19 protein-coding genes and 1 pseudogene are annotated in these 20828 nt (G+C 65.9%); 10 read left to right on the top strand and 10 right to left on the bottom strand.

Annotated elements, in window-relative coordinates; all coding sequences use genetic code 11:
- Nucleotides 1-120 precede the first annotated feature (120 nt).
- The 7 genes and pseudogenes from ACVJ19_RS21625 to ACVJ19_RS21595 all read right to left on the bottom strand — a co-directional run bounded on the left by ACVJ19_RS21625 (nucleotide 121) and on the right by ACVJ19_RS21595 (nucleotide 7613).
- A complete protein-coding gene (locus ACVJ19_RS21625; RefSeq protein WP_453951017.1) occupies nucleotides 121-2358 on the bottom strand; it encodes a molybdopterin cofactor-binding domain-containing protein in 2238 nt (745 codons plus the stop codon).
- A gap of 14 nt (nucleotides 2359-2372) precedes the next feature.
- A complete protein-coding gene (locus ACVJ19_RS21620; RefSeq protein WP_453951016.1) occupies nucleotides 2373-2819 on the bottom strand; it encodes a (2Fe-2S)-binding protein in 447 nt (148 codons plus the stop codon).
- Between the two features lie 228 nt (nucleotides 2820-3047).
- Entirely contained in the window at nucleotides 3048-4490 is a 1443-nt protein-coding gene (locus tag ACVJ19_RS21615) for an extracellular catalytic domain type 2 short-chain-length polyhydroxyalkanoate depolymerase (protein ID WP_456739425.1), read from the bottom strand.
- A 100-nt stretch (nucleotides 4491-4590) separates the two neighbouring features.
- Nucleotides 4591-4803 (bottom strand): annotated as a pseudogene (locus ACVJ19_RS21610) (amino acid ABC transporter permease); the annotation flags it as partial.
- Between the two features lie 183 nt (nucleotides 4804-4986).
- A complete protein-coding gene (locus tag ACVJ19_RS21605; protein ID WP_453951014.1) occupies nucleotides 4987-5199 on the bottom strand; it encodes a hypothetical protein in 213 nt (70 codons plus the stop codon).
- A gap of 117 nt (nucleotides 5200-5316) precedes the next feature.
- Complete coding sequence (locus ACVJ19_RS21600; protein WP_453951013.1) at nucleotides 5317-6426, bottom strand: amino acid ABC transporter permease; 1110 nt, start codon at nucleotides 6424-6426, stop codon at nucleotides 5317-5319.
- Between the two features lie 2 nt (nucleotides 6427-6428).
- Nucleotides 6429-7613, bottom strand: coding sequence for an amino acid ABC transporter permease (locus tag ACVJ19_RS21595; protein ID WP_453951012.1), 1185 nt, complete (start codon nucleotides 7611-7613; stop codon nucleotides 6429-6431).
- Nucleotides 7614-7700: 87 nt separating this feature from the next.
- On the opposite strand from ACVJ19_RS21595, the gene ACVJ19_RS21590 reads away from it, so the two are divergent.
- The 4 genes from ACVJ19_RS21590 (at nucleotide 7701) to ACVJ19_RS21575 (ending at nucleotide 11771) form a co-directional block, all read left to right on the top strand.
- Nucleotides 7701-8573 carry a MurR/RpiR family transcriptional regulator gene (locus tag ACVJ19_RS21590; protein WP_453951011.1) on the top strand — a complete coding sequence of 291 codons (873 nt, stop codon included), beginning with the start codon at nucleotides 7701-7703 and terminating at the stop codon, nucleotides 8571-8573.
- 3 nt (nucleotides 8574-8576) lie between these two features.
- The gene (locus tag ACVJ19_RS21585; protein WP_453951010.1) at nucleotides 8577-9926 is read left to right on the top strand and encodes an aspartate aminotransferase family protein; all 1350 of its coding nucleotides are present in this window, start codon (nucleotides 8577-8579) and stop codon (nucleotides 9924-9926) included.
- Between the two features lie 12 nt (nucleotides 9927-9938).
- Nucleotides 9939-10949 (top strand): amino acid ABC transporter substrate-binding protein, encoded by a 1011-nt coding sequence (locus ACVJ19_RS21580; protein WP_453951009.1) that lies wholly within the window; start codon nucleotides 9939-9941, stop codon nucleotides 10947-10949.
- A 171-nt stretch (nucleotides 10950-11120) separates the two neighbouring features.
- Complete coding sequence (locus tag ACVJ19_RS21575; protein WP_453951008.1) at nucleotides 11121-11771, top strand: aspartate/glutamate racemase family protein; 651 nt, start codon at nucleotides 11121-11123, stop codon at nucleotides 11769-11771.
- On the opposite strand, the gene ACVJ19_RS21570 is transcribed toward ACVJ19_RS21575, so the two are convergent.
- Nucleotides 11768-12415, bottom strand: coding sequence for a TetR/AcrR family transcriptional regulator (locus ACVJ19_RS21570; protein ID WP_453951007.1), 648 nt, complete (start codon nucleotides 12413-12415; stop codon nucleotides 11768-11770). The two genes, ACVJ19_RS21575 and ACVJ19_RS21570, sit on opposite strands and share 4 nt — an antisense overlap.
- Nucleotides 12416-12572: 157 nt before the next feature.
- On the opposite strand from ACVJ19_RS21570, the gene ACVJ19_RS21565 reads away from it, so the two are divergent.
- The 5 genes from ACVJ19_RS21565 to ACVJ19_RS21545 all read left to right on the top strand — a co-directional run bounded on the left by ACVJ19_RS21565 (nucleotide 12573) and on the right by ACVJ19_RS21545 (nucleotide 17333).
- Complete coding sequence (locus tag ACVJ19_RS21565; RefSeq protein WP_018648108.1) at nucleotides 12573-12782, top strand: ferredoxin; 210 nt, start codon at nucleotides 12573-12575, stop codon at nucleotides 12780-12782.
- A gap of 61 nt (nucleotides 12783-12843) precedes the next feature.
- Nucleotides 12844-14064, top strand: a complete 1221-nt coding sequence (locus tag ACVJ19_RS21560; protein ID WP_453951006.1) for a cytochrome P450 — start codon at nucleotides 12844-12846, stop codon at nucleotides 14062-14064.
- Between the two features lie 31 nt (nucleotides 14065-14095).
- Nucleotides 14096-15418, top strand: coding sequence for an MFS transporter (locus ACVJ19_RS21555; protein ID WP_453951005.1), 1323 nt, complete (start codon nucleotides 14096-14098; stop codon nucleotides 15416-15418).
- A 3-nt stretch (nucleotides 15419-15421) separates the two neighbouring features.
- Entirely contained in the window at nucleotides 15422-16084 is a 663-nt protein-coding gene (locus ACVJ19_RS21550) for a sulfite oxidase-like oxidoreductase (protein ID WP_453951004.1), read from the top strand.
- Between the two features lie 25 nt (nucleotides 16085-16109).
- Nucleotides 16110-17333 carry a bifunctional alpha/beta hydrolase/OsmC family protein gene (locus ACVJ19_RS21545; RefSeq protein ID WP_453951003.1) on the top strand — a complete coding sequence of 408 codons (1224 nt, stop codon included), beginning with the start codon at nucleotides 16110-16112 and terminating at the stop codon, nucleotides 17331-17333.
- A 9-nt stretch (nucleotides 17334-17342) separates the two neighbouring features.
- On the opposite strand, the gene pdxR is transcribed toward ACVJ19_RS21545, so the two are convergent.
- The gene (gene pdxR / locus ACVJ19_RS21540) at nucleotides 17343-18773 is read right to left on the bottom strand and encodes a MocR-like pyridoxine biosynthesis transcription factor PdxR (RefSeq protein ID WP_453955179.1); all 1431 of its coding nucleotides are present in this window, start codon (nucleotides 18771-18773) and stop codon (nucleotides 17343-17345) included.
- 101 nt (nucleotides 18774-18874) lie between these two features.
- On the opposite strand from pdxR, the gene ACVJ19_RS21535 reads away from it, so the two are divergent.
- A complete protein-coding gene (locus ACVJ19_RS21535; protein ID WP_453951001.1) occupies nucleotides 18875-19789 on the top strand; it encodes a DMT family transporter in 915 nt (304 codons plus the stop codon).
- On the opposite strand, the gene ACVJ19_RS21530 is transcribed toward ACVJ19_RS21535, so the two are convergent.
- Nucleotides 19768-20826 (bottom strand): YeeE/YedE family protein, encoded by a 1059-nt coding sequence (locus ACVJ19_RS21530; protein WP_453955178.1) that lies wholly within the window; start codon nucleotides 20824-20826, stop codon nucleotides 19768-19770. The two genes, ACVJ19_RS21535 and ACVJ19_RS21530, sit on opposite strands and share 22 nt — an antisense overlap.
- Nucleotides 20827-20828: the final 2 nt, after the last annotated feature.

Below are 20828 nucleotides of genomic sequence, written 5' to 3'. Positions count from 1 at the left end.
CATCTCTCGGCACCTGCCGTGCATCCCTGGGTCCCGGCTCTGCGGCGCAGCGCTGACGCGCTGCACCTTGTCCGGGACACGAGAGATCAACTCCCGCAAGCTCGCGGACCCAGCTCTCGTCTAGGTCGCCCCGAACTTCATCTTCGACAACGGCAGGCTGCGGATGCGCTGGCCCGTCAATGCGGCAACCGCATTGGCCACGGCCGGCGGCACGCCGGGCAGCCCCGGCTCGCCGATGCCGCCCATCGGCGCGCCGCTTTCGACGATGCGGACGTGGACACGCGGCATGCGGTCCGGCGGCAGGATCGGATAGCCGTCGAAGTTGCGCGCCTGCGGCACGCCCTTGGCATAGACGACCTCCTCCAGCAGCGCCGAGGACAGGCCGAGCGCAACGGCCGAATTGACCTGCGCTTCGATGATGCCGGGATTGACGATGCGGCCCGGGTCGATCGCCACCCAGACATCGTGCACGGTGACCGCGCCTCCCCTGAGCGACACTTCCGCGATCGTCGCGACCTCGCTGCCGAACGGCGAAGCCATCGCGACGCCGCGCGCGCGCTTGCTGCCGTCGGGCGCGGTGAAGGGACCGCGCTTCCAGCCGCCGGAGAGATCGCCGACCGCCTGCAGCAGCGTCTTGTGGCGCGGCTTGTCCGCGAGCAGACGGAGCCGCAGATCGTACGGGTCCTGCTGGCCGGCGTCGGCCACCTCGTCGAAGAACGTCTCGTAGAAGAAGTCGTTCATGGAGTGGCCGACCGAACGCCAGAAGCCGATGATCGCGGGATCATCGACGAGGACATGGGCAACGCGGCGATTGTTGATGGCATAGGGTTTTCCGGAGATGCCCTCGACCGCCGAACCATCGGCGGCATCCGGCTTGCGGCCAAACCAGCGATCACGCGGTCCTTCGCCAACCGCCTCGGCATCCAGCGCCACCGGCAACCCGCTCGCATCGAGGCCGGCGCGGAAACGCACAAAGCCCATCGGCCGCAGCGCATCGCGCAAAAACTCTTCCTCGCGGCTCCAGATCAGCTTGACCGGCCGGCCGACCGCCTTCGACAGCAGGATCGCCTGCGGGAACGGATTGGCGGTCTCGTAGATGAAGTGGCGGCCGAAGAAGCCGCCCAGCATCGGCGAATGAATTTTGACCTTCTCCGGCGGAATGCCGGCAGCCTTGGCGGCAAGCACCTGGAACATTTCAGGAGCCTGGTTGGGCACCCAGAGATCGAGCGTGCTGTCCTCGTTCCACCGCGCCAACGCCGAGGGCGGCTCGAGCTGGCCGTGCGCCAGATAAGGCGCATCATAGGTCGCGGTGACGATTTTCGCCGCGCCTTTCAGCGTGGCGGCGGCATCGCCGACCGTCTCCCCGGCAATCCCCGGTCCGGCCGCGGCCGCAAGCTGCGCTCTTCGCCCCTCTGACGAGAAGTCCGCTGGCATCGCGCGACGCGCCCCCGGCGCCGCGTCGGTCCACGTCACCTGCAACGTTTCCACCGCGCGGCGCGCGTGCCACCAGCGGTCAGCGACGACAGCGACGGCGCCCGGCAGACGATGGATCGAATGCACGCCCGGCATCGCCTTCACGTCCGCCTCGTTGGCGAAGGCGCCGGGCTCAAGGTCGAGGCGCGGCGCGTGCTGAACGGCGGCGCGCAGCATGCCGTCGACCTGCATGTCGATGGCATAGGCAGCCTTGCCGGTCGACTTGTCGCGCACGTCGAGACGCGCCACCGGCTTGCCGATCCAGCGGAAATCCTTGTCCGCACGCAGCGTGACAGTCTCCGGCACCGGCAGGGCGGCTGCGTCCGCAGCGAGCGCACCATAAGCGAGCGTGCGGCCCGATGCAGCGTGGCGCACGCGGCCGGGCTCGGTCGACAGGCTTGCCACCGGCACCTTCAAACGGGAGGCCGCGGCCTGGAGTAGCATCTGCCGCGCCGACGCGCCGACGCGGCGCATGGTCTCGTAGCTCGATCGCACCGAAAAGCTGCCGCCGGTGAAGCGGCGACCGCCAACCACCTGATAGTCGGTGCCGGGCGGCGCGCATTCCACGGTGAAGCTTGCCGGGTCAGCATCAAGCTCTTCGCCGACGATCTGCGCCATCGCGGTGGCGACGCCCTGCCCGCCCTCAACGAAGGGGCTTCGCAACAACACGGTGCTGTCTGTGCGGATTTCGAGGAAAGCTGAGACGCGCGGCACCGACTTTGCCCCCGTCGCTGCACCCTGCGCCTTTGCACCAGCGCCGGGCAATGCGACGCCGAGCACCAGCGCACCGAGCGAGGCGCCAAGGAAGCCGCGGCGCGACAGGTTGACGGGCCGGTCTTCCGGCAGCTCGCCAGCCGGAGCGAATTCATGGGTCATGCTGTTCATGATCGTGCGCTCCCTCAGCCCTGAGCAACCTGGCGCACCGCCGCGGCGATGGCGTTGTAAGTGCCGCAGCGGCAGAGATTGATCATGGCCGCGGCGATGTCCTGCTCGTTGGGCTTCGGGTTCTGCTTCAGCAGCGCGGTCGCGGCCATCACCTGACCGGACTGGCAATAGCCGCATTGCGGCACCTGGTTCGCCACCCAGGCTTCCACCACGCGACGGCCGACGGCGTCGTCCGTCACGGCCTCGATGGTGGTGATGGCCTGGCCGGCGACGCTTCCGACCGGCGTGACGCAGGATCGCGTCGCCTGGCCGTCGATCAACACCGTGCAGGCGCCGCATTGGGCGATGCCGCAGCCATATTTGGTGCCGGTCATCCCGAGCTCGTCGCGGATCACCCACAGCAGAGGCGTATCGTCCTCCGTCTGGACCTGATGAGTCTTGCCGTTGATGATGACGTCCATGGAAAGCCGCTCCTCGGATTACCGCCCAGCGTCCCGCCGGTCACGCTGGGAATGCCAGACACACCGTCTGGCAAGAGGCGACCCTTAACGCGGGCGGTTCCCTCGGATAACCGGCTCAATTTCGCATGGTGTTATGAGCCGTATTGATAAATCGCGGGTGAGCGCGGCACGACCTCCCGCCGCACCCTGCCGGTCATCGCGCGGCACGCAGGACGGCTGCTCGGTTCGCTAATTGGCGATCGGGCAGGAACCGGGATTTTCGCAGCGAGGAGGCGTCGATCGCGTGGTGCCGGTCGCATCGTCGGAGCCGGGGCCCGCCGCTCCGTTCAGAATGACCGAGACACGCCAGCGATATGTTGTTTGCGGCGTCAGGCCGGAATCCCCAAAGCTCGCTCCTGTCACGTCGCCAATCGCCTGGAACGCGCCATCTGGCCCCGCACGCGAAACCCGGTAGGACGTTACGCCGTCCACTGGAGACCAGGCCAGGTCAGCGCCGCTATCCGACGTATCGATCACCGTGAGCGACTGCGGTGCCGATAGCGATGGCGCGGTCGTGCCGGCGGGCGCCGCGGCCCCGGCCGTGAGCGCATCCAGCATGGCCTTGATCGCCTTGATTTGCGATCCGGACTTCGTCACGTAGCTATCCTGATGGTCGACATAGCTCCACCAATCCCAACAGGCCTGCGGATTGCTTGGCCAGTATGGGCTGGTCTTGGTCTGCGGATAGAGAATGATCAGGTGGTTCGTATCGGCCCACGCATTGTAGCCGGCCTCATCCACGAATCTGCGTCCGATATCGGCGACGTCCTGCTTGCATCCGTGGAGCGCGACGTGGACGCGACACGGACTGCCCTGCTCGCAATCCTGAGGCACGAACACATAGCCGGTGTCGCCCATGCTCAGCGCGTCGGGCAGATGCGGCGTGGTATAGATCGATTGATCAAAGCTCTTCACCGAGCCTGCAAGTTGCGCAGGACCGGGCGGATTCAGGCGGCCGTAAATGTGCTGCAGAATGACGCCGGCCTGGTCATAGCCGCATTGGTCGATATAGGGCTCTGTGTTGGCCTTGCAGTCGTTGAGCCCGGGTGCGCCCTGTTTCGTCACGACGAACGAGTGGCCCGCGCCGAGCGTGGCCTGATAGAACAAGTTGCCGCGATTGGCATCCCCCAGATAATGGCGATAGAAATCGGCGGCCGCATCGGTCGCGGCCTTGTCGACGACCGCGTCATTGTAGCCGTGAAAGAGATAGATCTTCTGCCTGCCGACATTGCTGAGAGGGTCGATCTCGCCCGCTGCGGCCTTCGCGTCGGCCTTTGCCGTAAAATCCTTCGGATCCAGATCCGACGCCGGCCCTTTCATGCACGCACCCGTGGCCCGCCAGATCGGCCCCCAGTACCAGGTGGCGGCGTCGAGCGCGTCCGCCTTCGCGCACCAGTAAGGGCCGCCTGCAACCACGCCGACGCCCTTGATCACCGACGACCACGCCGTGCCGAACTGAACGGCCATGAAAGCGCCCGACGAAATTCCTGAAATCGAACTCTCACCGATCGGCGCGCGATAGCCCCGTAACCCCTCAGGCTCGGCGGCACGCGACGACACGCCGAGAGTGGTTGTGAAGATCAGGGCGCAGATCAGGGCGGCGGTAAATTGCCGCAAAACGGCCACGCGCATGACAGCCTCGCCAAATCGACCGCAGGAGCAACCTCTGGTATTACAGCTCCAGATCGGCAATCGGTGCAAGCGCAAACAAGCGGCACCAAACGAGGAACCGTCACTTCGGCGTTGTCGGCGCCTCCAGGCTGCGGCTGTAGCGCGACATCGCGAAACAGAAGACGAAGTAGATCGCGGCGACGAAGATGTAGACCTCGACCGAAAACTGCTGCCAGGCCGGATCGATGATGGCGGTCTTGGCCGTCGTCAGCAGGTCGAAGATGCCGACGATCAGGACGAGGCTGGTATCCTTGAAGAAGGCGATGAAGGTGCTGGAACACATTCTCGGCCTGCGCGGGACGACACCGGTCGATCCCAAGACGAAGAACTAGCGCGCGCCGCACCGGCGGGGGTCTTCTGTCCCCCCGGTGCGCGCATCCTGATCTTCCGCATTGCCCCTTGCCGGCGCGAATGGGTCGGCCAGCAGGTCACGGACGCCTTGGTGCTTGGCCGGATCCTAGTCGTCCGCCTTCGGTCCGCCGTGATACTGATGCGCCTCGTATCCGGCCTCCTGTGTCGGAGCGGCGAAGCCGAGGGCGTTGGGATGGATTTCCGATACCTGCGTTGTGGCTGCTGAAGCCATGCTCGGATAGTGCATGGCCTCGTGGGCCGTGGCGGCGGAGCACAGTGCGACCAGCATGGCCGATGCTGCCAGAACAGACTTGATCATGATTTGACGTGCCTCTTGTGAATGCCACCAGCAAATTGCAGATGGCCTTCGCGGCATAGGATTCCCAGCCTGAATCCGGGCACGTGTTTTAGGCGCGGCATATACTGCGCCTTCGGTTCACCTCGATGCCGTATGCGCCTCCAGGCTGCGGCTGTAGCGCGACATCGCGAAGCAGAACAGGAAGTAGATCGCGGCGACGAAGATGTAGACCTCGACCGAAAACTGCTGCCATGCGGGATCGATGATCGCGGTCTTCGCCGTCGTCAGCAGGTCGAAGATGCCGATGATCAGGACGAGGCTGGTGTCCTTGAAGAAGGCGATGAAGGTGTTGACCAGCGGCGGGATGACGTGGCGGATCGCCTGCGGCAGGACGATGAGCCGGTGCTTGCGCCAGTAGGACAGCCCCAGCGCGTCGGCGGCTTCATATTGCCCGCGCGGCACGGCCTGAAGCCCGCCGCGGATGACCTCGGCAAGGTAGGCGCCGGCGAACAGGATGATCGCGATCTGCGCGCGCAGCAGCTTGTCGATGTTGAATCCGGCAGGCATGAACAGCGGAAACATTACACTCGCCATGAACAGCAGGCTGACCAGCGGCACGCCGCGGATCAGCTCGACATAGAGCACGCTGAGCGAGCGGATCGCCGGCAGCTTCGAGCGCCGGCCGAGCGCGACGAGGATGCCGAGCGGGAAGCCGAAGGCGAGACCGAACGTCGCCAGGATCAGCGTTACCGGCAAGCCGCCCCAGCGATCCTGCGAGACGAAGGAGAGCCCGAACACGCCGCCCCACATCAGCACGCTGATCAGCGCCAGCGCACCGATCCAGATATAGACGAGCTCGCGCCGCCATAGCGCGCGGCGGGTCGAGAGGTAGTACAGCGCGATGAACAGCATGACCGACAGCGCCGGCCGCCACTGCTCGTCGAACGGATAGGTGCCGAACAGGATGAAGCGGTACTTTTCGGGGATGATCGCCCAGCAGGCGCCGACACCACGTACCGCGCGGCAGGCGCTGGAATCGTTCGCCGGCGTCAGCCACACTGCGTTCGCCAGGCCCCATTGCACAAAGCTGAAAATGCCCTTGGCGAGAATCGCCAGCAGCACGATTGAAAGAATGCCGTTCGGGATCGACGAGAACAGATTGGTGCGCAGCCAGCGCAGCACCGGATTGCCCATCTGCGGTCGGCGGGCGGCGCGGGGCGCATCGGGGATGTCGGTGATCGCGGTCATGCTCAGCGCTCCACCAGCGCGATGCGCGCGTTGTACCAATTCATGAAGAAGCTGATGGAAAGGCTGATGGTCAGGAACACCGCCATGATCAGCGCGATCGCCTCGATCGCCTGCCCGGTCTGGTTCAGCGTGGTGTTGGCGACCGAGACCACGTCCTGATACCCGATCGCGACCGCCAGCGAGGAGTTCTTGGTCAGGTTGAGGTATTGGCTCGTCATCGGCGGCACGATCACGCGCAACGCCTGCGGCAGGATGATCTGCCGCAGCATGAAGCTGCGGCGCAGGCCGAGCGCATTGGCGGCATCCCATTGGCCACGCGGAACCGATTGGATGCCGCTGCGAACGATCTCGGCGATGAAGGCCGAGGTATAGGTCACGAGCGCGATCAGCAGCGCGAAATATTCCGGCGCGAGCGTCAGCCCGCCGACGAAATTGAAGCCGCGCAGCTGCGGCCACTCGATCGTCCAGGATACGCCGAGCGCCACGGACACGGCCGCCGGCAGCGCGAGGACGAGGCCAACCGCAAAGGGCCAGGCCGGACGCGGCTTGCCGTCCCGCATCTGCTGCGCGATCAGCCATCGCTGGATCAGAAAGAACGCGGCAAGCCCGAGCACCGCCGTGCCGAGCACCCAGAGCTGCGGCGAGCCGACCGGGATTGCCGGCAGGATCAGGCCGCGGTTGGAGAGGAATACGCCCTCAATCGGCCGCCACGCCGCGCGCGCGGCCGGCAGCGCCTGCATCAGCACGTACCAGAACAGCAGCTGGAGCAGCAGCGGGATGTCGCGCAGCGTTTCGACATAGACGGCGGCGAGCCGCGACAGCAACCAGTTGGCGGAGAGACGCGAGATGCCGATCAGGGTGCCCAAAATGGTCGCGAGCACGATGCCGATCACCGCGACGCGCAGGGTGTTGGCGATGCCGACGACGAAGGCCCAGAGGTAGGTATCCCTCGGATTGTAGGCGAGCAGGCTGTCGGCAATGGGCATGCCGGCCTCACGGCCGAGGAAGGCGAAGCCGGTGGTGATGCGGCGGGCCGACAGGTTGGTGACGGTGTTGGACCAGAGGAAGGCGATCACGCCAACCGCGATCCCGACCACCAGAACCTGCCAGAACAGGCCCTTCAATTCGTTGCGCCCAAGCGCGAAGAAGCGGCGGCGCGGCGGCGGTCTGGGATGATCGGCGGTCACAGCACAAAAATCCTTCTCAAATGCAGCGATTTCCGGCGGCGCACGTCAACTGTTGCACCAAACCTCGTTTCATGCAACAAATGTTTCATGGCCGAGCCCGCGAAATCCTCGCCGCTGAGCGAACTGCGCATCGCATTGCCATCGCTCCCCCTGCGCCTGCAGGAGGTCGGTCGCTTCGTCGCCGCCAATGATTACGACGCCACCACACGTTCGATGCGCGATCTCGCGGCGGAAGCCGGCGCCGACCCCGCTGCATTCACCCGGCTTGCCAAGGCGATCGGCTATTCCGGCTGGGACGAGCTGCGTGCGGCGCTGACCGAGGCACGGCGGCCGTCGCAGACCTCGCCCTTCTCCGGCAGGGCGAAGAGCCGGCGTCATGGCCCCAACGCCGATGTCGCGCTCGTCATCGACAAGCTCGAGGCCGAGGCTGCCGGCCTTCCGCGCATTCCAGCACACCCCATCGCGGACGCGGCCCGCGCGCTGCACGACGCAAAGCGGATCTGGATCGCGGGTTATCGCAGCTGCCGCAGCGTCGCGGAGCTCTTGAACTATGAGCTGCGCCTATTCCGTCCCGAGCAGGTGCAACTCGTCGGCGCGTCCGGCCCCGACGATCTCGATCTTGGCGCGTTCTGTCCTGGCGAGGCCGTCATCGTCATCGGCTTCCTGCCTTACACGCATGCGAGCGTCCGCGTCGCGCAAGCCGCGCATCGCAGCGGCGCAACGTTGATCGCGATCGCGGACAGCCTCTCGGCACCGATGGCCGAGGGCGCCGATCACGTGCTGCTATTCGAGGCCGCCTCCTCGCCCGGCTTTTTCCCCAGCCTCACCGGCGCCATCGCGATCGCGCAGTCGCTCGCGGCGGTGACATTCTCGCTCGGTGGCGTCGCCGCGAAGAAGCGTCTGGAAAATACCGAGGCGCGGCTTGCCGCGACCTCGACTTACGTCTCCGAGAAAGGTTGATCCATGAGCACTCGCACCAGCCGCGTGCTGCATCGCTCGCTACGCGAAACGCCGCCCAAGGCGATCGGCGGCGAAGGCGTCTATCTGTTTGCCGAGGACGGGCGCCGCATCATCGACGCCTCCGGCGGCGCGGCCGTCTCCTGCCTTGGCCACCAGCATCCGCGCGTGATCGCGGCGATGGCCAGGCAGGCTTCGACGCTGGCCTACGCCCACACCGCCTTCTTCTCCTCCGAGCCGGCCGAGGCGCTGGCCGAGAAGCTGGTCGGGCATGAGCCGGGCGGACTTGCCTATGCCTATTTCGTCAGCGGCGGATCGGAGGCGATCGAAGCCAGCATCAAGCTGGCGCGGCAATATTTCATCGAGCGCGGCGAGCCGCAGCGGCAGCATTTCATCGCGCGGCGGCAGAGCTATCACGGCAACACGCTCGGCGCGCTCGCCGCCGGCGGCAACGCCTGGCGCCGAGCGCCCTATGCACCGCTGCTGTCCGCCGCCTTCAGCCATGTGACGCCGGCCTTTGCCTATCACGAGAAGCGCGAGGAGGAATCCGACGCACAGTTCGTGGCGCGGCTCGCCGCGGAGCTCGAAGCCGAGTTCCAGCGGCTTGGTCCTGACACGGTCGCGGCATTCCTCGCCGAGCCCGTCGTCGGCGCGACCGCCGGCGCTGTGACGGCGCCCGACGGCTACTTCAAGGCGATGCGCGAGATCTGCGACCGGCACGGCGCGCTGCTGATCCTCGACGAGGTGATGTGCGGCATGGGCCGAACCGGCACCACCCACGCCTGGGAGCAGGAAGGCGTCGCCCCTGACATCCAGGCGATCGCGAAGGGGCTCGGCGGCGGCTATCAGCCGATCGGCGCGATGCTTGCGAGCGGCAGGATCATCGACACCATCCGCGCGGGCTCGGGCGCATTCCAGCACGGCCACACATATCTCGCCCATCCCCTCGCCTGCGCGGCGGCGCTCGCGGTGCAGGACGTGATCCGCGAGGACGGCCTGCTCGACCAGGTCAAGCAGCGCGGCCGGCAGCTCGAGCAGCGCCTTACCGAGCGCTTTGGCAATCACCGCCACGTCGGCGACATCAGGGGCCGCGGCCTGTTCTGGGCGATTGAGCTGGTCGCCGATCGCGCGACGCGCGCCTCGTTCGATCCGGCGCTCAAGCTGCACCAGAAGATCAAGGCCGAAGCCTTCGCGAACGGGCTCGGTTGCTATCCCGGTGGCGGCACCGTAGACGGCGTGCGCGGCGACCACGTGCTGTTGGCGCCGCCCTATATCGCGTCAGCCGACGAGATCGACCTGATCGTCGACAAGCTCGGCACCGCCGTCGACAACGTGTTGCGTAGTGTCAATCACTGAGGGGAGAGTAGTATGAGGAAAGTGGTTATCGCAGCGAGCATGCTCGCTGCATCGACGGTGATCGCGTCGGCGGCGACGCTCGACACGGTGAAGGGGCGCGGCACGCTGGTGTGCGGCGTCAGCGCCGGCTTTGCCGGTTTCTCGGCACCGGACTCGCAAGGCAACTACAAGGGCCTCGACGTCGACTATTGCCGCGCGCTCGCCGCCGGCGTGCTCGGCGATCCCAGCAAGGTGCGCTACGTCTCGCTGACGGCGCAGAACCGCTTCACCGCCCTGCAATCGGGCGAGATCGACGTGCTCTATCGCAACTCGACGCAAACATACTTGCGCGGCGTCACGCTCGGCCTGCGGCAGGGTCCGATCAATTTCTACGACGGCCAGGGTTTTGTGGTGAAGAAGGACCTCGGCGTGAAGGAGCTGAAGGATCTCAAAGGCGCCACCGTCTGCGTCGCGCAAGGCACCACGCATGAGGTCACGCTCGGCGATTACGGCCGTGCCAACGGCATCGACTGGAAGCCGCTGGTGTTCGACCGCGTCGACACCATGTACCAGACCTTCTTCGGCGGCCGCTGCGATGCCATGACCCAGGACGCCTCCGCGCTCGCCGGCGCGGTGACGACCGCCGCGCCGAACCCGGCCGACTACGTCGTGCTGCCGCAGACCATCAGCAAGGAGCCGCTCGGCCCCTTCACCCGCAACGGCGACGAGGTCTGGAGCGACATCATCACCTGGCTGCACTACGGCCTGATCGAGGCCGAGGAGCTCGGCGTCACGCAAGCCAATGTCGAGGAGATGGCGAAGTCGCAGACGCCCGCGATCCAGCGCCTGCTGGGCGCCTCGGGCGATCTCGGCTCGCGCCTCGGGCTCGACAACAAATGGCTGGTCACCGCGATCAAGGCCACCGGCAATTACGGCGAGATCTACGAGCGCAATGTCGGCAAGGCGAGCCCGCTCAAGCTCGATCGCGGCCTCAACGGCCTCTGGAGCAAGGGCGGCTTGATGTACGCCGTGCCGTTCAAGTAAACGTCCCCCGTGTCCCGGACGCGCTGCAGCGTCCCGGCGATGCGAAGCATCGTCCGGTGCGCTGCTGCGCAGAGACGGGACCCAATGACCAAGATGGGCCCCGGCTCTGCAGCGCAATACTGCGCATTGCGCTGCGTCCGGGGCACGAGACCTGTCAGGTAGTCACGTTCAATGACGACGCCTCCTCGCATCGCCCTGATCCACGCCCTCAAGCACTCCATCGCCCCAATCGAGGCGGCCTTCGCGCAGGCGTGGCCCGAGGCGCGGCTGATGAATCTGCTCGACGACAGCTTGTCGGCTGACCTCGCACGCGACGGCCAGCTCAACGATGCCATGACCGAGCGTTTCCTGGCACTCGGCGACTATGCGGCGGCAACGGGGGCCAACGCGATCCTGTTCACCTGCTCCGCCTTCGGCCCCTGTATCGAGGCGGTGGCGCGCGCGCATGCGCCGATGCCGGTCTTGAAACCGAACGAAGCGATGATCGAGCGCGCGGTAACGATGGGCAAGCGGATCGGCCTGCTCTCGACTTTCCCGCCAACGCTGGTTTCGATGCCGCCGGAATTCCCCCCTTCGGTCCAAGTCGTACCGAAACTCGCCGAGGGCGCGCTGGCCGCGCTCGACCGCGGCGACCGCGCCACACATGACCGGCTGATCGCGGACGCCTCGCGCGACTTGCGCGATTGCGACGTCATCGCGCTGGCGCAATTCAGCATCGCGGCGACGGCGCCGCTGGTCGCGGAGGCCACCGGCCGCCCCGTCGTGACGACGCCGGACAGCGCGGTCGAGAAGCTGATGAGGCTGCTGCAGGCGAAGACTTAGGCGCTAGTCTTTTTCCGCCGCCGCGCGTCCTTGATCGCAGCGGTCAGCGCCGCCTTCGTCTCATTGACAAAATCCTCGACCAGCTCCTCGCGCGTGGCATGGGCGGACTCGCCGGTGAACAGGCCCTGCTCGGCCAGCATCACCACGCCATGCAGCGCCGCCCAGATCTTGAGTGCGTGTCGTTCACGCAAATAGCCGACCGCAGGTGCTTCCAGGGCTTCGATCACGAGCCCGAACGTCTCGCGCGTCGCCTCGTGCAGCTCGCTGCCCTTGGCCGCGCAGGAGACGGTGCGGGAGGCAAACATCAAGCGGTAGATGCCGTTGCGACGCAGGCCGAAATCGAGCGTCGCCTGCGCCAGCCGCGACAGTTTTGATTGCTTCGACGGCTTTGCCATCGCCTCGCGCAAGATCGCGCTGAGCTGCCGGAACGCTTCCGCAGTCACCGCCGCAAGCAAGGCATCACGATCGGCAAAGTGCCGATACGGCGCCGGCTGCGAGACGCCGAGCTGTTTCGCCAGCGCCTTGATGCTGATCGCCTCGACGCCGCCCCGTTCCGCCTCGCGCAACGCGGCCTTGATCAGGGCGTCGCGGAGGTCGCCGTGGTGGTAGGTGTTCTCGGGCTTGCGAGCGAGTTGTGAACGCATGTTACGGCCAAGCCTATAAGTTTGCGCTTGACAGGGGAAGCCCGTCGCGAATGTAATAGGATATAACTTAAAGCGAGCGGCAAATGCCGCCGACAAAATTGACATGAGGAACGCGGGGCCGCCTTTCGCGCGCACGCAAACGACCGAGGACGCCGCCATGGCAGAGCGACTGAAGGTTCACGTCGATCCCGACAAATGCCAGGGCCACGCCCGCTGCAAGGCGCTGGCGCCGGAGCTGTTCGAGCTCGACGAATACGGCAACGCGCATGAAGCCGGCGATGGCACTGTCCCGCCGGGACTCGAAGACAAGGCGTGGCTTGCCAAATCCAACTGCCCGGAAATCGCTATCGATGTGATCGAGGAATAGCGCGGTCTCCGGCCGCCCCGCGCCTGCATTCAGCGAACACCAGCCCAAGGGATCTTTCGAGATGTCCGACGTCAGCCAGCCTGTCGCCCATCCGCCCGTCACCGACTGGGTCAACGATTTCGACCACACCGATCCGCAATGGACGGACGATCCGTTTCCGATCTGGGATGAGCTGCGCGCCGCAAGCCCGGTCGTGCACACCGAGCGGTTCCTCGGCTGCTATATGCCGACGACCTACGAGGCGGTGCGCGAGATTGCCAACGACACCGAGCATTTCTCCTCGCGCCGCATCATCGTCCGCGACGTGCGGCCGGAGATTTCCAGGAACGCGGCTCCTCCGATCACCTCGGACCCGCCCGTGCACAAACCGGCCAAGCAGTTGCTGCTGCCGCCGTTCACGCCGGATGCGATGAAGAAGCTGGAACCGCGGATGCGCGCGATCTGCAACGAGCTGATCGACGGGTTCATCGCCGATGGCAAGGTCGACGCCGCCGCGCGCTACAGCAAGTACATCCCGGTCCAGGCCATCGCCCACATGCTCGGCATTCCCGAGTCCGACAGCGATCTCTTCATCAACTGGATTCACATGATCCTGGAGCTCGGTATCAAGGACGAGACCAAGCTGCTCCAGGCCGTGCAGGAGATGAGCGACTATTTCAGGACGCACATCGAGGAGCGCAGATCGAGGCCGACCGACGATCTCATCTCCTATCTGATGAACGCAAAGGACAAGGAGGGCCAGCCGCTCGAAGAGTCCCACGTGCTGGGATCGCTGCGCCTGCTCCTGATCGCCGGCATCGACACCACCTGGAGCGCGATCGGCTCCTCGCTCTGGCATCTCGCCAGGACGCCGGCCGACCGCGAGCGGCTGATTGCAGAGCCCGCCCTGATCCCGACGGCGGTCGAGGAGCTGCTGCGCGCCTATTCGCCGGTGACCATGGCCCGCGAGGTGGTCAAGGAAACCACGATCTCGGGCTGCCCGGTCAAGGCGGGCAACATGGTGTTGCTGTCCTTCCCGGCCGCCAACCGCGATCCAAAAATGTTTCCGGAAGCTGACAAAGTCGTGATCGATCGCCGCGAGAACCGTCACGCCGCCTTCGGCCTCGGCATCCATCGCTGCGTCGGTTCCAATCTTGCGCGAATGGAGATGCAGGTTGCGCTGGAGGAATGGCTGAAGCGAATCCCGGATTTCCGCCTCGATCCGGCAGGCACTGTGACCTGGTCGCAGGGCACGGTGAGAGGCCCCCGGCAGTTGCCATTTCTGCTGGGAAAGGCGATGTAGGCCTTCCAAGCAGGAAGTGGAAAGGCCGGACGTGACAGATCAAGCAATCAGACCGGCCTCCGAACATTTTGACGTTGCCGACGCCGAGCGGCGGATCAAGGCGATCTTCATCGGCTCGATCGGCAATCTCGTCGAGTGGTACGATTTCTACGCCTATACCGCGTTCGCGCTCTATTTCGCTCCCGCCTTCTTCCCCGGCAACGATCCCGTCGTGCAGCAATTGAACGTCGCCGTCGTATTCGCGGCGACCTTCCTGATGCGTCCGCTCGGCGGCTGGTTCTTCGGCTACCTCGCCGACCATTTCGGCCGGCGCATCTCGCTGACGCTGTCCGTCGTCTTCATGTGCTTCGGTTCGCTGATCATCGCGCTGACGCCAACCTATGCCACGATCGGCTTTGCCGCGCCTGTCATCCTGGCGCTCGCCCGCGTGATTGAAGGCCTCAGCCTCGGCGGCGAATACGGTGCCAGCGCCACTTACTTGAGTGAGGTCGCAGATCCCAGGCATCGCGGCTTCTATTCCAGCTTCCAGTACGTCACGCTGATCGGCGGCCAGCTCACCGCGATCATCGTGCTGCTGCTCCTGCAAAAGGTTTTCCTGACGCCGGAGGAGCTGAAGGCCTGGGGCTGGCGCATTCCCTTCGCGATCGGCGCGGCGCTGGCGATCTTCGCCGCGGTGATGCGGCGCGGCCTGCACGAGACCGAGGCTTTCGAGGAAGCCAAGAAGGTAGTGAAGCCGACCGGCTCGATCACCAATCTGCTGCGCTATCCACGCGAGCTGCTGCTGGTGGTCGGCCTCACCGCCGGCGGCACCGCGGCGTTCTACACCTTCACCACCTACATGCAGACCTTCGTCAAGCTCTCGGTCGGGCTGACCGAGGACCAGACCACCTTCGTGATCTTCGGCTCGCTGATCTTCGCAACCCTCCTGCAGCCGATTTACGGTGCCATCTCCGACAGGATCGGCCGCAAGCCGCTGCTGATCTTCTTCGGTGTTGCCGGCACGCTCGCGACCGTGCCGCTCTTGATGACGCTGAAGGAGACCAAGTCGCCCTTCATGGCCTTCATCCTGATCTGCTGCGCCTGGCTGTTCGTCGCCGGCTACACCTCGATCAACGCGGTGGTGAAGGCCGAGCTGTTCCCGACCAATGTCCGCGCGCTCGGCGTCGGCCTGCCCTACGCGATCACGGTCTCGATCTTCGGCGGCACGGCGCCGGCGATCGCGCTCTACTTCAAGAGCATTGGACACGAGGACTGGTTCTATTACTATCTCGCCGGCATCATCTGCCTGTCGCTGATCATCTATTCCACCATGCGCGACACCAAGCACACTTCCGCAATGCATCGCCACGAGTAACTCATGGCCGACGACGAGCCGCTGCCCGACAGCAAGCTGACGCGCACCAAGGAGAAATGGGCGCGCGAGGGCCGTTTCCTGACGGGCAAAATCACGCGGCCGGAAGACCAGCGCCTGCCGCCCGGGCAGCACCTGACCAAGGACTGGCCGGTGCTCGATCTCGGGGTCATGCCGCCGGTGTCGCGCGAGCGCTGGCGGCTCGACGTCTACGGCGCGGTCGAGAACCCCGTGTTCTGGACTTATCCCGAGTTCAGCGCGCAGAAGCAGGTCCAGTTCACCTCCGACATCCACTGCGTGACGACCTGGTCGCGCTACGACAATGAGTGGGAAGGCCTCGCCACGCGCGAGCTGCTCGCCGTCTGCCGGCCGCGCGAGGATGCGCGCTTCGTCGTGCTGCATTCCTACGACGGTTACACCACAAACCTTGCGCTCGAAGACTTCGCCGCCGAGGACGCGCTGCTCGCCCATAGCTGGTCAGGACAGCCGCTGACGGAGGAGCATGGCGGGCCGGTGCGGCTGGTGGTGCCGCATCTCTATTTCTGGAAGAGCGCGAAATGGCTCAAGGCCATCGAATTCCTGACCGAGGACGCGCCGGGTTTCTGGGAAGTCCGCGGCTATCATAACCGCGGCGATCCCTGGGCCGAGCAGCGCTATTCGGGCGACTAGAATTCAAACCGAACGGGGGAATCCCATGCCCACGGAACGCTTTCAGTTCACCGGAGAAGGTGGCCATCAGCTCGCGGGGGCGCTCGAGCTGCCCGACGGCGAGCCCGCCGCCTACGCGCTGTTCGCGCACTGCTTCACCTGCGGCAAGGACACGCTGGCGGCCAAGCGCATCTCGGTCGCACTCGCCGCCAAGGGCATCGCGGTGCTGCGCTTCGACTTCACCGGGCTCGGCTCCAGCGAGGGTGATTTCGCCAATTCGACCTTTTCCTCCAACGTCGCCGATCTCGTGCGCGCCGCCGATCATCTGCGCAGCGTCCGCAAGGCACCCGCGATCCTGATCGGCCATAGCCTCGGCGGCGCCGCGATCCTTGCGGCAGCCGCTCAGATTCCCGAGGCGAAGGCGGTGGTCACCATCGCGGCGCCCTCCGATCCCGCCCACGTCACCGGCCTGTTCAAGGAGCATCTCGACAACATCCGCACGCAGGGCGAGGTCGAAGTCTCGCTCGCGGGACGCCCGTTCCGGATCAAGCGCGAGTTCCTTGACGACATCGTCGAGCACGAGCTGATGAAGGATGTCACCGGCCTGCACAAGGCGCTGCTGGTGATGCATTCGCCCGTCGACGACACCGTCGGCATCGACAACGCGACCAAGATTTTCGTTGCGGCCAAGCACCCCAAGAGCTTCATCTCGCTCGACCATGCCGATCATCTGCTGACCAAGCCGGCCGATGCGCTCTACGCGGCCGACGTGATCACCGCCTGGGCAAGCCGTTACATCGACACCGCAAAGCCCGCGAAGGTGATGGACCTTGCGGAAGAGCCGCGCAAAGTGGTGGTGCAGGAAACCCGCAAGAGCAAGTTCAACCAGATCATCACCGTCGGCCCGCATCATCTGGTGGCGGACGAGCCGGTGGCTGCCGGCGGCGAGGATGCCGGTCCCGGCCCCTATGACTTCCTGCTTGCTGGCCTCGGGGCCTGCACGTCGATGACCATGCGCCTCTATGCTGATCGCAAGTCGCTGCCGCTCGACCGCGTCACGGTCACGCTGAAGCACTCGAAGATCTATGCCAAGGACTGCGCGGAGTGCGAGACGCGCGAAGGCATGCTCGACCAGATCGAGCGTGACATCGCGATGGATGGCGCGCTCGATGCCGAGCAGCGCAAGAAGCTGATGGAAATCGCCGACAAGTGCCCGGTGCACCGCACGCTGACATCGGAGATCCGCATCGTGACGAAGGCCGTGGAGTGAAGCGGCGCGCTAGAAGCACGATGCCATCGTCCGCACCGCTGCGCTGATCTCGCTCTCGCGCCACGCCGCAAAGCCGAGCAGCAGGCCGTGATCACGCGGCTTGCCGAGTGCCAGGCTGGATATGGCTCGCGTGACGACGCCCGCCTCGCCCAGCCGCTTCACCGCCGCCTGATCGGCGCGACCGCGCTTGAGGCGCGCCACGAGCTGGATGCCGCCCGAGGGCACCTCGACAGTGAGCACCTCGCCGAGATGCCGCTCCAGTCCTTCGGCGAGGTGATCGCGGCGCGCGCGATAGAGCCTGCGCATCCGGCGCAGATGCGCGAGGAAATGCCCGTCTGCGATGAACTCGGCCAGCGCCTCCTGGATGTGGCTGGACGCAATCAGTCCGATGTGCCGCTGCGCGATCTCCAGCGTGCTGACCAGTGCCGGAGGCGCGACGAGATAGCCGAGCCGGATATCAGAGGTCATCGCCTTCGAGAACGTGCCGACATAGAACACACGGCCTTGGGCGTCTAACCCCTGCAACGCCGGCACTGGCCGGCTGTCGTAGTGAAATTCGCCGTCGTAGTCGTCCTCCACGATCCAGGTCTTGCCGGGCCTGCTCAGCCTGAGAAACTCGGTGCGGCGCGCCAGCGACATCAATCGTCCGGTCGGATGCTGGTGCGATGGTGTCATGAACATCAGCGTTGGCGTCGCCAGGCTCGCAATCCGCTGCATGCCCTGCTCGTCCAGACCGATGCCGGTCACGCGCGCCCCGGAGGCACGGAAGGCGGCCGCGGCTCCGGGGTAGCCGGGATCCTCGACCCAGACCGCGTCGCCGGGCGTGATGACGGCAGCTGCAATCAAGGTGAGCGCTGCCTGCGCGCTCGGCAGGATCAGGATCTGCTCCGCCGTGGCGCGAACGCCTCTGCTGGTCGCGAGGTAATGCGCCAGCGCCTCGCGCAAGCGCGGCCGGTTCACCGGTCCGAGCGCCCGCCTCGCTGCCCCTACGGCGCTGCGGCGCAGGCAGCGTCCCCAGATTTCGTTCGGAAACTCTCTTGCGTCGCCATGTCCCGGTCGCAAGGGCTTTAGCGGCGCCAGATAAGACATCGGCCAGTCCGTCTGCTGGAGCTTTGAGGCCCAGGGCGAGAGCCGCGGCTTGCCGGCGCGCGAACGAAATGCAGCTGCGCCTCCTGCATCGATTCGCTCGGCGCCGTCGACGGTCACGACCGGGCGCCGCCCGTGCGACGCTGCCAAATACCCTTCCGCGGCGAGCTGCTCGAACGCGTAGGTGACGGTGTTGCGGGATACGCCGAGATCGCTCGCCAGCTGCCGGCTCGACGGCAGCGCACGGCCCTTGCCGAGGCGACCGCTCGCAATCAGGCCGCGGAGCTGCCCCGTCAGCTGAGCCGCCAGCCCCTCCCCGTCGGCCCGTTTCAGGTCGATCAGGCCCGCGATCATGCTCTCGGAAACTGGCACCTTGTTCTTCTCCAATCTGGCACTTTTTCAGGTGCCAGGCGAGATGCTATCCGCCGGACTGGACTGTTTCAAGGATCTCCGAGATGAACTCCCTGTCCCCCCGCGCGGCCGTCGGCCTGTTCCTCATCGTCGTGCTGGCCTGGGGCGTGAACTGGTCGGTGACGAAACAGCTCGTCCAGTTCCTTCCGCCGCTGTGGACTTCGGCGATCCGGAGCTGGATCGCGCTGGCTGGATTGTTCGTGATCCTCGGACTGAGCAGGAATCTGGTGATCCCGGAGCGGCGCGACATTCCCGTGGTCCTGAGCGTGGCGCTACTGCACATGACGGTGTTCTCGGTCCTGGTCGCGGCCGGCGTGCGCTTCCTGCCCGCGAGCAAGGCCATCGTGCTCGGCTACACCACGCCGCTCTGGGTCGCCATCGCCGCGCCCTTGCTGGGGAAGGATATCCTCACCGCGCCAAAGCTCGCCGGCGCCCTGCTCGGATTGATCGGCCTTGCCGTGATCCTGAATCCCGCGTCCATCGACTGGGCCAATGCGAACGTCGTGCTCGGCGCCGGCATGGTCATCCTGGCCGCGATCTCCTGGGCCGCGAACATCATCTATATCCGCGCTCATCGCTGGATCGCCTCGCCGCTCCAGCTTCTGATCTGGCAGGTGCTCGTCGCGACGATCGTGCTGACGGGGTCGGCGGTGGTCACGAACGGCCTGCCGCACGCGGAATGGTCCTGGAGGGTCGTCCTGCTGTTCCTGTATTCAGGCCTGATCGGGACGGCGCTGGCCTATTGGGCGATGTCGATGGTCAACATGAGCATCTCAGCCTTGACGACGGCGCTCGGTACCACCGGGACACCGCTCGTCGGCATCGCCAGCGCGGCGATCCTGCTCGGCGAGCCGATCGACATGAGCCTTGCCGTCGCGGCCGGACTGATCGTCACCGGCATCGGCCTTGCGACGCTGGGCGACCGTCTGCTGCGCGGTCAGGCCACCGCGAGCGGCTGAACGCGCAAGCTTCCGCGCAGGCCCGCCGTGGTTCCGAGCAGGATGCCGGCGACCGCGACGAACGAGCCTAGGGCGAGGGTCGAGACGCCCGTGAGCCCCTGCCCGATCGAGCAGCCGAACGCCATCACGCCGCCGATCCCCATCAGCGCAGCACCGGTGCCCGAGCGCAGCATGTGGCGTGGCGACGAGTAGCCTTCGAGCTTGAAGCGGCCCGTGGCGAGTGCCGTGACCAGACTGCCGGCGAAAACGCCGGCGACCGTCGCGACGCCGAAATTCAGCGTCAAGCCGGTCGAGAGCATGACGTATTGCAGGGCGTCAGCGATCGGCGCGATGAAGGTGAGCGAGGTCACGGGGACCGGATTGAAGTCGTCGGCGCCGAGATAGCCGGTGACGTACCAGCCGCCGGCGACGAGGAGGCCCACGACGATGCCGGCTATGATCTGACCGGGCGAGCGGCGGAACGCCGGATGGGCAAAGGCAAACAGGATCAGCGCGACGACAATCGTCGCGGCAGCAAGCGAGCGCGACACCACGTCCGTGAGTCCGAGCGTAACCAGCATGGACGGCAGCGAATTCGCGTTGACACTGGTTTGCGAAGCCTGGACGAGCGCAATGCGCGCCGGCGCGATCAGGCCCTTGAGCGTCATCTGCGCGGCAATCGCCAGCACGATCACGACGACGAACGAGCGGAGATTGCCGCGCCCGAGCAGCACCAGGGCGCGCGAGCCGCAGCCGTTCGACAGCACCATGCCGTAGCCGAACAGCAGGCCACCGAGGAACAGCACCGCCGGCGAAAACGACCGCTGCAGGTAGATCGACTTGCCGAGATCGACCATGCCATTGCCGACAAGGAACTGGCTCGCGGCAATCGCGACAGCGATCGCCAGCGCGTAGGTTCGCACCAGCCGCCCATCGCCCTCCGCCAGAAAGCCACGCATGCTGCTCATCAGGCAGAAGCCGCTGAGCAGGCCGACGGCGCCGTAGACGAGGCCTATGACGAGGCCGGCGAGGATGACGAGCTGGGCGGAGGATTCCATCG

The organism is Bradyrhizobium sp. USDA 376 (assembly GCF_054063675.1).
The sequence above is the reverse complement of the archived record's forward strand: the minus strand, read 5'-3'. Positions and strand labels throughout refer to the sequence as shown.

Coding starts and splice junctions, on each gene's coding strand:
- ACVJ19_RS21625 (WP_453951017.1), bottom strand. CDS start 2,358: ATGAACAGCATGACCCATGAATTCGCTCCGGCTGGCGAGCTGCCGGAA.
- ACVJ19_RS21620 (WP_453951016.1), bottom strand. CDS start 2,819: ATGGACGTCATCATCAACGGCAAGACTCATCAGGTCCAGACGGAGGAC.
- ACVJ19_RS21615 (WP_456739425.1), bottom strand. CDS start 4,490: ATGCGCGTGGCCGTTTTGCGGCAATTTACCGCCGCCCTGATCTGCGCC.
- ACVJ19_RS21605 (WP_453951014.1), bottom strand. CDS start 5,199: ATGATCAAGTCTGTTCTGGCAGCATCGGCCATGCTGGTCGCACTGTGC.
- ACVJ19_RS21600 (WP_453951013.1), bottom strand. CDS start 6,426: ATGACCGCGATCACCGACATCCCCGATGCGCCCCGCGCCGCCCGCCGA.
- ACVJ19_RS21590 (WP_453951011.1), top strand. CDS start 7,701: ATGGCCGAGCCCGCGAAATCCTCGCCGCTGAGCGAACTGCGCATCGCA.
- ACVJ19_RS21585 (WP_453951010.1), top strand. CDS start 8,577: ATGAGCACTCGCACCAGCCGCGTGCTGCATCGCTCGCTACGCGAAACG.
- ACVJ19_RS21580 (WP_453951009.1), top strand. CDS start 9,939: ATGAGGAAAGTGGTTATCGCAGCGAGCATGCTCGCTGCATCGACGGTG.
- ACVJ19_RS21575 (WP_453951008.1), top strand. CDS start 11,121: ATGACGACGCCTCCTCGCATCGCCCTGATCCACGCCCTCAAGCACTCC.
- ACVJ19_RS21570 (WP_453951007.1), bottom strand. CDS start 12,415: ATGCGTTCACAACTCGCTCGCAAGCCCGAGAACACCTACCACCACGGC.
- ACVJ19_RS21565 (WP_018648108.1), top strand. CDS start 12,573: ATGGCAGAGCGACTGAAGGTTCACGTCGATCCCGACAAATGCCAGGGC.
- ACVJ19_RS21560 (WP_453951006.1), top strand. CDS start 12,844: ATGTCCGACGTCAGCCAGCCTGTCGCCCATCCGCCCGTCACCGACTGG.
- ACVJ19_RS21550 (WP_453951004.1), top strand. CDS start 15,422: ATGGCCGACGACGAGCCGCTGCCCGACAGCAAGCTGACGCGCACCAAG.
- ACVJ19_RS21545 (WP_453951003.1), top strand. CDS start 16,110: ATGCCCACGGAACGCTTTCAGTTCACCGGAGAAGGTGGCCATCAGCTC.
- pdxR (WP_453955179.1), bottom strand. CDS start 18,773: ATGATCGCGGGCCTGATCGACCTGAAACGGGCCGACGGGGAGGGGCTG.
- ACVJ19_RS21535 (WP_453951001.1), top strand. CDS start 18,875: ATGAACTCCCTGTCCCCCCGCGCGGCCGTCGGCCTGTTCCTCATCGTC.
- ACVJ19_RS21530 (WP_453955178.1), bottom strand. CDS start 20,826: ATGGAATCCTCCGCCCAGCTCGTCATCCTCGCCGGCCTCGTCATAGGC.